This window comes from Halobaculum sp. EA56, assembly GCF_051195075.1.
Taxonomy (GTDB): Archaea; Halobacteriota; Halobacteria; order Halobacteriales; family Haloferacaceae; genus Halobaculum.
This window is the reverse complement of record NZ_JBNTJX010000037.1, coordinates 1-8,951: the sequence shown is the minus strand read 5'-3', so window position 1 is coordinate 8,951 and position 8,951 is coordinate 1. Positions and strand designations below refer to the sequence as shown.

Genomic DNA, 8,951 nt, shown 5'->3' with positions numbered 1-8,951 from the left:
GAGGAACTCGCTGCCGACGGAACAGCTGTCACGATGATTTCACACCTGATCGAAGAGCAAAGTCGTCTCGACCGCATCTATGAGGTTCGTGACGGACAGGTCTACGACGTGACTGACCAGGAAGGCGAGACTGATGCAACGGCCAGTGAACGGGGGGAAGAGACCGATGAATAGGGTTTGGACGGGGATTCGGGCGAACGTCTCCACCTTCCTCAGAACCCCCCTGAATGTTGTCCTAGCACTTCTCCTTCCGATTGTCGTTATCGAAGGCTGGGGACAAGCAATGGCTGGGTTACCAAGTATGCCGACGGTCGAGGCGATTCCGATCGAGCTAGGTCGCCTTCTCGGAGCGATATTCGGGGTCGCCATCATTGCCGGCCTGATGGGACTCGCGCAGATGATTAGTGCGCGTGCAGCCGATCGGCGACTCGTTCAGACAGGCTATCCACCCCGAACACTGCTTGCGACTCGATTAGCGGCGCTCGGAGGAGTGACCGTTGTCGTGGCTGCCGTAAACTACGGCGTTCTCTGGCTGACGATTTCACCGGGAGCCCCTGTCCTGACGTTCGTATTCCTCGTACTTGCCGGCCTCGTCTATGCGTTTCTTGGCGCACTCGTCGGGGCGCTCCTTCCACGACTGTTCGAAGGCTCGCTCGTCGTGGTGTTCCTTGCAATGATGGATGCGTTCCTCAGTGGCGACAGTCCGCTGGCCGCCGACGTTCCCGAGTTCGTGGAATACTTCCCGCTCTATCATCCAAAGGAACTCCTTCAGGAGGCGATGTTCCAAGGCACATATACGACGGGTGATCTCGGCTTCGTCGCCGGATACCTGCTAGTCCTGCTTGTACTCGTCACCGCAGTGTTCGGAGTGACGATGCGCACCAGTGGTGGGTGGTCCGCATGAGTCGTACGACAACGGCGTTCACAATCGGCATCAAAGAACAGGCGCGAAACTACGTCCTCGTCGCTCTACTGGTCGTCCTACCGGTCTCGTTCATCACGTTGGCGTTCGCAGTCACCCAGGACGTCGAGATGCCGGTTCGGACGCTCGTCGACGGTGAGACGGTGACGGTCATGCGAGGGATGCCTGAGGTCCACGGCGTGATTATGACGCCGATTACGAGCGCCCTCATCGCGGGACTCGCCGGGTTGTTCCTGATGCGAGAAGCCAAAGACACAGACGGTCGTCTGGCAGTCGCCGGCTATCGTGCACGACAGGTAATCACTGCCCGGTTTGGGGTCCTCGCAGCAATCACTCTCATCGTTACCGGCGTCTCAGTCGGCGTGATGCTCGTCGATTTCCAGCCTGAGCATCTCTGGTGGTTCGTCGCAGCGATGCTCGTCGTCTCGGTCACGTATGGTCTCATCGGGATGCTCGTCGGGGCCGTTTTCGACCGCCTAGCCGGGATGTGGCTAATGCTGATTCTCCCGATGCTCGATATCGGACTCTTCCAGGATCCGCTGTTCATCCAGTCCGAGCCCGAATGGTGGATGAAACTACTCCCCGGCTATTGGCCCGTCCGTGTGATGGTCGATACCGGACTCACAACGGACGTAGATACGACTCTCTCATTGGTGTGGGCTACTGGATACCTCCTCCTCGTAGCTGTCCTCACAATCGGCGTCTACTACCGAATTACACAGGAGAAGTAAGATCAGGCCAGTAGACTACTTACTCCGGTAACTGTAGGGGAGAAGACCCAAACAGCACTATATCCAGCTTCGCTCAATTGGATAGTTTGACTCGGATTTCACTACGACCGTCTGATCGGGCAAACGGTTCGGTGGACTCTGGTTGCTGCTGTGTCCCTCGTTCTCTGGGCACCGATGAGTGCGGCTTACGTTCCGCGGAGAAGTGCCGCGGCGTAGGAACAGGTCTTCGAAGGACTCCTGAGCGAGGGACCTCAGGCGTGTAGAAATGGCGACGACACCGCGCCTTACCGAGATGGGTCTTCACTCCCAGTCTCCAACCGTTCACGACGCTTCTGGAACTCTTCTTCGTCGATCTCGCCTCGTGCGTAACGACGTTGGAGGGTTTCCATAGCGGAATCGTCACTCTCTGGAGGTGCATCGCCTCGACCCATTGCCCAGTAGAGGAAGCCGCCGACCAGCCCCAGCATCCCGAGTGCCCCGCCGACGAACGGCAGCCCACCGAACCATCCACCGTTCCGGCCGTGCATCATCCCTGGACCCATCATTCCGCCATCGGTACTCCCACTGCCGTCGACGTCCGAGCCGACGGCAACGGCGCCGTTCTGGACGATCGTTTCGCTGTCTGGGACCTCGCCGTCCGGGATCGGGCTGTCTTCAGCTGGACCGCCAGGGCTACCAACGACGATGCGACCGACCATGCCGACCGTCTTGTGAGGGATGCAGTAGTAGTCGTACGTTCCGGGCACCTCGAACGTGTGCTCGAAGCTCCCCTGCGAGATGGTCCCGCTGTCGAAGGCGGTGGCGTCGGCGGGAACGCGGTCCGGATAGGCCGTCGCCGAGTGAGCTCCGGCTGCTATCTCGAAGCGGACGGTCGTGCCAGGTTCGACGTGGAGCCCGATCGGGTCGAAGTAGTTGTTGCCCATCTTCACGACGGGCGTCTCCTGTGCGGCGACTGGTTGGGTGAATCCCGCACTCGCGACTGTGCCAGCACCGAGCGCTCCCAGGAACTGGCGTCTACTGTAGTCTGTCATTGTAGCTGGTTGGCTTCTGTTATCCACGGATGATGCTGGCGAGCCGGTTCGTGAGTCCGGGCGATTGCTGGCCGGCGCTCTCGATGGCAGCCTCCAATTCGTCCCGGTCGACGATGCCGATGAACTCGGCCGTCTGTTCCCCGTTTGCATACACGAGCGTCGTTGGCGTCTTTCGGACACCGTACTCCTCGGCCGTCTCCAGATCGGTCTGGATGTCGACCTCCCGGAACTCGACATCCGGATACGCATCTTCGATACCCTCGTTTTTCTCTCGCTGCGTTGCGCACGCTCCACAAGTCTCCTGTGTGAACAGGATAACTTCCGTCATAGTAGCTAGTATGGTCTTATGCTTTTAGCACACTTCTATTCACATCCGAAAGCTGTGAGGGTCACAGATTTCGGATTCCAAGGGGCCGGACGTGAGTAACGCCGGAGGTTGGTGGTCGGACCGTCACTCCGAGCGTTCGAGCTTGTTCCGACGCGCCTCGAACTCTTCCTCGGTGAGATCTCCGCGGGCGTATGCCATACGCAGCTCCTCCATTGCGGGATTCCGCGACGACTGCGATGCCGTCACGCGACGGAAGACGAGATATCCGCCACCGAGCAGGAGGAGGAGGAAGACCAGCTGGACGAGCATCCCGACGAGTGGCCACCAGCCGCTGGTCGTCCCGTATCCACCCATCATTCCACCGTATCCCATCATCCCGCCGAATCCCATCCCCATCGTGAGCAAGGGGAGGACGATGATCGCCCCGAGGATGAGGAGGACGATGGTTGTGGTGTCGAGTTGGTTTGATGATGTCATGGTTCAGATCTCGGTCGATGATTCGAGTTCGTCCGCGACGCTGGCGAGAACGCGTTCGAACCGGTCGTGGACCTCGTTCGCGATCGAGTCGAGTGCCTCGTTGTCGGCGATGCCGACGAGCTGTTGTGGGTCGACGGCACTCACCATGACCTCGCCGCCGTCGGTTTCGTAGACAATGACGTTACACGGGAGGAGTGCGCCGAGTTCGATCTCTTCGTTCAGGCCCTCGTGTGCCAGCCCCGGGTTGCACGCACCGAGGATGCAGTACTGTCGAAACTCCTCGCCGAGTTTCTCCTCGAGCGTCGCTTGGACGTCGATGTCACAGAGGACGCCGAATCCTTCGTCTTTGAGCGCCGCAATCGTCGTGTCGACGACGTCGTCGAACTCACCGGTGACTGAAGTCTGTATTGTGTATTCCATGAAGTATCATACCCCGTCTACGGGGTTAACGGTTGGGTGCCGCAACGGCGGCCGTTGGGAATATGATGTATCGGCTGGAACAGCAGCTGCTCCAGTCATCCGGTGCGTTCGAGCTGTTCTCGCCGCCGATCGAATTCGTCATCCGAGAGCTCTCCGCGGGCGTAGCGCTCACGGAGAACCGACAGCGACTGCTCTTCGTTCCCACCGGAGCCTCGATTGAGGAGCGCATAGACAATGTAGAGCGGAACGGCGATGAGGAGCCCCATCCAGAGGAACCCCCAGAGCCCCATCGCTCCACCGAAGAGGCCCCAGCCGCCCCCCATCATGCCGCCGCCGTAGCTCCCACTACCGTGGGCAACAGCCGGTCCAGTCGCCGCAACTAGCAGCGGGACGGCGAGGATCGCGAGTCGCCGAGCAGTGCGTCCGATGTGAGTGGTGAGTTGCGTCATTATCTTGCGTTGGTGAGTTGTGGTGTTCGATTGGAGCGATCGAAACGGCCAGAGCCGTCAGCAGTGGCCCTGCCCGTACATCCCGCCGTTGTAGCCGTCGTCAGCCCCGTCGTGGTATTCCCCGTCAGCCATGTCCTGGGCCATCTCGTCGACGGTCACACCCATGTGCGACTCCATCCACTCGACGCTACCCGGGCCCATGTGTTCGGTCATCTGTGCCTCCATCCAAGTGGCCCATTCATCTGCGGTGGCATTGTCCGTAGGCGCGTCGTCAGCGGTCGTTGCGTTGTCGTGTGCGCTGACTGCCGGTGCGGCGAACGCGAGTCCGACAATCGCGAGCGCCACGAGCAGCCACCGGCCGAGTTTGAAGTTGGTCATTGTCTCTCTCCTCGGTTACTCGTAGGCCTGCTCGGGAGTTATCGACATGGGTGTGAATCCATACAGGAGAACGTTCGAGAACGTCTATAACATCTTCTAACCGTTTTGCTCGAGGGAGACCGTTCATACCTACGGAATTCGAGAGGGAGAGCGCCCGATAGATAGCGACTATTTTCCCGGTTGTTGCTGCCGAAGGTCATCACTCGGATACACACGATAGGTCCGACCCTGTCGTTCCCGATACAGCAGACCTCGCTCCTCGAGTGAACTCACGGTCTGGCTTACTTTACTCTTCGAGAACTCAGATCGATCCCGAAGTTCAATCTGCGTGATTCCGGGGGAGTTCAGGACGGGTTCGAGGACGCGTCGTTCATCATCCGGTAAGAGATCGAGAACGCGTGCTTGGGGGTCCGATTCAGGATTGATAGACGTCGCCGGTGCAGCGTCATCATCCATCGACGTAGCTGTTGCCGCCGATGTCTGTGCAGGATCGACAGGCGCCGTTGTGTCGGCCACTTCTGGATCGGTGAGTTCTCCCCGGACCACGTAATAGACGCCACCGATAACGCCAGCAACCAGCAGGGTTCCAACCACGTACCAGAGGGGGTCTGGGCCGTGCATCGTTCCCATAGATGAACCCATCATTGACCCCATCGATTGCTCGATAGCCCGACGCTGTTGATAGGCCCGCCAACTGAGTACCCCGCCGGTCAGGAGAACGAACCCGAGAAGCACACCGACGACAGTATCTGCTCGACGGCGATTCATATGACAGCCCCGAGTTGCGGGATTTGACTATTCATACCGTCTATTTGAGCGCAGTAGGTGTGACAATTGCGGATTGAAACTGTGATGATGAACCCCATCACAGCGGATGAACCACAGTGCGATCATCAGTGGTCATGATCGTGATCGTGGCTCGATATTTGCGGGCTTTGATTAGTAAATTCCGTTGGTTCTTCTTCGAACGTACGCTTGCATTTCTTTGAGCAAAAATAGTACGTCGTCCCATCGTGGGACGCACTCGGGCCCTCATCGTCGGTTCGCATCCCGCACACCGGATCTCGATACTGACCTGGTGCGCCGAGTCCCCGCCGGTAGACATACAGAAGGAACCCGGAGAGCGCAAAGGCGATAATATTGAGGTAGAACGTGTAGTTGAGCTCGAAGTACGTCTGTTCAGTCGCCGTCTCGCCGCCCGCCAGATCTGGAACGATACCCAGCGCGTCGAACAGCAGCTCCATGAGGAAGCCGGTGAACGCCATCGTGACGAAGAAGACGCCGAGGATGTACAGCATCACCTTCCAGCCGTAGTACTTCCGGTAGACGTTCAGGACGGGCACGGTGATGAGGTCGGCGTAGACGAACGCGATGATCCCGGCGAAGCTGACGCCACCACCCCAGAGCGCGACGGCGAACGGGACGTTGCCCATACTGCCGACGAAACTGAGGACGGCGATGATGACGCCCATGACGGCGTTCTCGGCAGTCACGAGCAGGCCGTCGCCCTGAATGAACAGCGTGTTCCACACCCACTGCGGGACGAAGACGATGACGAACCCAGAAATAAGGAAGCCGGCGACGATGTCTTTCCAGATCATCGACCACTCCTTGCGGTACTGATTCCCGACCTTGTACCAGCCACCCCACGACAGCAACTCGTCACGCCACCCGCCGCTACTCGACGTCTCCTGGCGATAGGTCTCCATACAGCCCTCCGAGCAGAATTTGAGCGTCTCACCGCCGTCGGTCGTGAGCGTGTACTCGTCTTTCCCCTCCATCCCGCAGGTGGGATCTTCCGTGACGCCCGCCTGGCGGTCGCGCTCGTTGAGCTTCTCGCGGACTTCGTTAAACAGGTTTTCGGGAAGCGTGAGGTGGACGATGGCGGCCATGACGGCGATGAGAATCAGGCCGCCGAGCAGTTCCGCGACGAGGAACTCCCAGCCAAGCAGGATGAGAATCATCAGCCCTAGTTCGACGATGAGGTTCGTCGACGCGAACATGAACGCGAGGAAGTTCACCGCGTGCGCCCCCTTCTTGAACAGGCCCTTCCCGATGGCGACGGCGCCGAAACTACAGCCACTGCTTGCTGCTCCGAACACAGTCGCCTTGGTAAGTCCAGTTAGATCGCCCTCACCCAGCACCTGTGCCATCCGCTCCTTCGAGACGTAGACCTGGACCAGACTCGTAATCGTGAGGCCCATGATGATCGCCCACGCCGCCGTCCAGAGAAATCCGACACCGATACGAAGGGATTCAAGAACTCCGTCGATTATCGTCGCCTGCATAGGTGTATCATTGTAGGGATCATCTATTGCGGTTTTGATTAGAATATACTGCCTATGAGGGTATCAGTACTATGGCATCGTAACCGTCGGCCATAGATGATCTATCGTGAAGAGGGGAAAACATTGCAAACCTCCACAAGCTCCACGGAATCCGACTTCAGATTCAAAAGGGGAATCTGATTAAATCACGCCGACGTATTAGAGGCTAATGGGACCAGTAGAGACCGATGATATCCCAAATGAGGGGAACACCACCTGGAAGAACAGCCTTCGCCGGCCTGCTCGGTTGTCCAGTACGGTAACTGTCACATCCACTTCCTAATTTACGATGGCTGTCGATCTGGCAATCCATGATGCACTCGTTCTCACAGCCGACGAGCGGAACCGCCTGTACGAGCGCGGCACAGTATGCATCACCGATGGCTGTATCGAAGAAGTCCGACCGTCACGTGCAGGAGACGGAGAATTAGAAGCGTCCACCGTTATCGACGGGAACGGGAAACTGGTGATGCCGGGGTTGGTGAACGCCCACACGCACTTGGAGATGACACCGCTCATCGGTGCGTTTAGCGAACTCGAGCTGACGGAGATGCTTGGGAGTGGGACGGCCTTGTTTAACAGATTAGGGAACGGCGAATTCGAGTACCTCGTCGAGGCAGGCGTCGAGCTCGCAGCGCTCAATTTCCTCTTGGGCGGTGTCACGACCGTGAACTCGATGGACGCACGGCCTGCCGCAGGTGCAGAGGCGTTCGGGGAAGCAGGGCTCCGCGGATTTTTCGGCCCGGCGATCTCGGACCTCTTCTGGGACCAACCAGTCGATCAGCAGTTCGCCCGTGCTCGCGAGTTCGTCGAAACGTACCACGACACGTACGAGGGCCGAATCAGGGCGACGATCTGCCCGCACGACGACTGGTCGTGTACCAGGCAGCTGTGGGAACGGACCGCGTCCCTCGCCGCAGAGTACCCGGACCTGCTCGTCCACACGCACTTGCTCGAACTCGAGGAGAGTAACACGATGGCACGAGCGAACGGTGGCGAGGACTCGGTGGGATTGCTCGACGACGTTGGACTCCTGGACGACCGACTGGTCGCTGCTCACTTCCGCCTCGCCGACGAAGAGGACATCCAGCGAACCGCCGAGGCGGACGCGGCTGTTGCGCACTGCCCGTCCGTCTTCTGTTACTGGAATCCGGACGGGGAGACGCAGTGGACGCCCGTTCCCGAGCTTCGAGCCGCCGGCGTCGACGTCGGAGTAGGGATTGACGACCACTACTGGCACGACTCGTACAGCATGTTCGGTGAAGCGCGGCAAGCTCGGCTGGCGGCAAATCTCAAGCGTTCAGCCGGGCAGTTCGACTCGATGGAACTGATACGAATGCTCACTATTGAAGGCGCACGCGCGCTGGGGATGGGCGACGAGATCGGCAGTATCGAAGCGGGAAAGCGCGCGGATATTATCCTCCTCGACGTCGACAAACCGAAGTTCACGCCACTGACCAATATTCCTGCACAGGTCGTGAACAACGCGGTGCCGGCCGACGTCGAGACAGTGATCGTTGACGGCGACGTCGTCCTCCGGAATGGTGTGCCCGAGACAATGGACTCGGACGACGTGCGACAGCGAGTAAATCAGGCTGTCGAACGCTTCATGGACGAGACAGGCTGGGAGTTAGACATTGGTGGTAGTGAACCGCCGACCAGCATCGAGACTGTACGGGACCTCCCAAAGCGTGGCCCTGCGCGACTCCTGACTCGCCTCGCGATGCAATCCGCGCGTGATCGGTTCTCCTTCTAAGACCCTGCCAGCGTAGGGGTGGTTCCCCCTCAGGAATTTCTGTGGGCGCGAACGAACGCACGTCGCAGGACGGTCAGAAGAACGTACGTCTCGTACTTCTGGGTCTGGCAGTGCTCGCAGGGCTGCATATCC

11 protein-coding genes and 1 pseudogene are annotated in these 8,951 nt (G+C 59.1%); 3 read left to right on the top strand and 9 right to left on the bottom strand.

All coding sequences use genetic code 11. The features are described 5' to 3' along the window. Positions 1–301 precede the first annotated feature (301 nt). Complete coding sequence (locus tag ACQUQ1_RS21195) at positions 302–904, top strand: ABC transporter permease (RefSeq protein WP_004594611.1); 603 nt, start codon at positions 302–304, stop codon at positions 902–904. After that, positions 901–1,653 carry an ABC transporter permease gene (locus ACQUQ1_RS21190; RefSeq protein WP_004594612.1) on the top strand — a complete coding sequence of 251 codons (753 nt, stop codon included), beginning with the start codon at positions 901–903 and terminating at the stop codon, positions 1,651–1,653. The genes ACQUQ1_RS21195 and ACQUQ1_RS21190 overlap by 4 nt, the downstream gene beginning before the upstream one ends. 284 nt (positions 1,654–1,937) lie before the next feature. On the opposite strand, the gene ACQUQ1_RS21185 is transcribed toward ACQUQ1_RS21190, so the two are convergent. The 8 genes from ACQUQ1_RS21185 to ACQUQ1_RS21150 all read right to left on the bottom strand — a co-directional run bounded on the left by ACQUQ1_RS21185 (position 1,938) and on the right by ACQUQ1_RS21150 (position 7,024). Beyond that, on the bottom strand, positions 1,938–2,684 hold the full coding sequence (locus ACQUQ1_RS21185) for a plastocyanin/azurin family copper-binding protein (protein WP_004594613.1): 747 nt from the start codon (positions 2,682–2,684) through the stop codon (positions 1,938–1,940). A 19-nt stretch (positions 2,685–2,703) separates the two neighbouring features. Next, positions 2,704–3,012 (bottom strand): thioredoxin family protein, encoded by a 309-nt coding sequence (locus ACQUQ1_RS21180; protein ID WP_004594614.1) that lies wholly within the window; start codon positions 3,010–3,012, stop codon positions 2,704–2,706. A 123-nt stretch (positions 3,013–3,135) separates the two neighbouring features. Further along, positions 3,136–3,489, bottom strand: a complete 354-nt coding sequence (locus ACQUQ1_RS21175) for an SHOCT domain-containing protein (RefSeq protein WP_004594615.1) — start codon at positions 3,487–3,489, stop codon at positions 3,136–3,138. A 3-nt stretch (positions 3,490–3,492) separates the two neighbouring features. Beyond that, entirely contained in the window at positions 3,493–3,909 is a 417-nt protein-coding gene (locus ACQUQ1_RS21170; protein WP_004594616.1) for a DUF302 domain-containing protein, read from the bottom strand. Positions 3,910–4,004: 95 nt separating this feature from the next. After that, a complete protein-coding gene (locus tag ACQUQ1_RS21165; RefSeq protein ID WP_004594617.1) occupies positions 4,005–4,358 on the bottom strand; it encodes an SHOCT domain-containing protein in 354 nt (117 codons plus the stop codon). A 57-nt stretch (positions 4,359–4,415) separates the two neighbouring features. Then, positions 4,416–4,736, bottom strand: a complete 321-nt coding sequence (locus ACQUQ1_RS21160; RefSeq protein WP_004594618.1) for a hypothetical protein — start codon at positions 4,734–4,736, stop codon at positions 4,416–4,418. A 168-nt stretch (positions 4,737–4,904) separates the two neighbouring features. Beyond that, positions 4,905–5,504 (bottom strand): helix-turn-helix transcriptional regulator, encoded by a 600-nt coding sequence (locus ACQUQ1_RS21155; RefSeq protein ID WP_435066218.1) that lies wholly within the window; start codon positions 5,502–5,504, stop codon positions 4,905–4,907. Between the two features lie 125 nt (positions 5,505–5,629). Next, on the bottom strand, positions 5,630–7,024 hold the full coding sequence (locus tag ACQUQ1_RS21150; RefSeq protein ID WP_004594620.1) for a permease: 1,395 nt from the start codon (positions 7,022–7,024) through the stop codon (positions 5,630–5,632). Positions 7,025–7,352: 328 nt separating this feature from the next. On the opposite strand from ACQUQ1_RS21150, the gene ACQUQ1_RS21145 reads away from it, so the two are divergent. After that, a complete protein-coding gene (locus ACQUQ1_RS21145; protein WP_435066217.1) occupies positions 7,353–8,819 on the top strand; it encodes an amidohydrolase family protein in 1,467 nt (488 codons plus the stop codon). Between the two features lie 29 nt (positions 8,820–8,848). Here ACQUQ1_RS21145 and ACQUQ1_RS21140 read toward each other — a convergent pair. Further along, a pseudogene (locus ACQUQ1_RS21140) lies at positions 8,849–8,951 on the bottom strand (ArsR family transcriptional regulator); the annotation flags it as partial.

What these genes read in the sequence shown, in the direction of transcription:
- ACQUQ1_RS21195 (WP_004594611.1), top strand. Translation starts at nt 302, where the DNA reads ATGCCGACGGTCGAGGCGATTCCGATCGAGCTAGGTCGCCTTCTCGGA.
- ACQUQ1_RS21190 (WP_004594612.1), top strand. Translation starts at nt 901, where the DNA reads ATGAGTCGTACGACAACGGCGTTCACAATCGGCATCAAAGAACAGGCG.
- ACQUQ1_RS21185 (WP_004594613.1), bottom strand. Translation starts at nt 2,684, where the DNA reads ATGACAGACTACAGTAGACGCCAGTTCCTGGGAGCGCTCGGTGCTGGC.
- ACQUQ1_RS21180 (WP_004594614.1), bottom strand. Translation starts at nt 3,012, where the DNA reads ATGACGGAAGTTATCCTGTTCACACAGGAGACTTGTGGAGCGTGCGCA.
- ACQUQ1_RS21175 (WP_004594615.1), bottom strand. Translation starts at nt 3,489, where the DNA reads ATGACATCATCAAACCAACTCGACACCACAACCATCGTCCTCCTCATC.
- ACQUQ1_RS21170 (WP_004594616.1), bottom strand. Translation starts at nt 3,909, where the DNA reads ATGGAATACACAATACAGACTTCAGTCACCGGTGAGTTCGACGACGTC.
- ACQUQ1_RS21165 (WP_004594617.1), bottom strand. Translation starts at nt 4,358, where the DNA reads ATGACGCAACTCACCACTCACATCGGACGCACTGCTCGGCGACTCGCG.
- ACQUQ1_RS21160 (WP_004594618.1), bottom strand. Translation starts at nt 4,736, where the DNA reads ATGACCAACTTCAAACTCGGCCGGTGGCTGCTCGTGGCGCTCGCGATT.
- ACQUQ1_RS21155 (WP_435066218.1), bottom strand. Translation starts at nt 5,504, where the DNA reads ATGAATCGCCGTCGAGCAGATACTGTCGTCGGTGTGCTTCTCGGGTTC.
- ACQUQ1_RS21150 (WP_004594620.1), bottom strand. Translation starts at nt 7,024, where the DNA reads ATGCAGGCGACGATAATCGACGGAGTTCTTGAATCCCTTCGTATCGGT.
- ACQUQ1_RS21145 (WP_435066217.1), top strand. Translation starts at nt 7,353, where the DNA reads ATGGCTGTCGATCTGGCAATCCATGATGCACTCGTTCTCACAGCCGAC.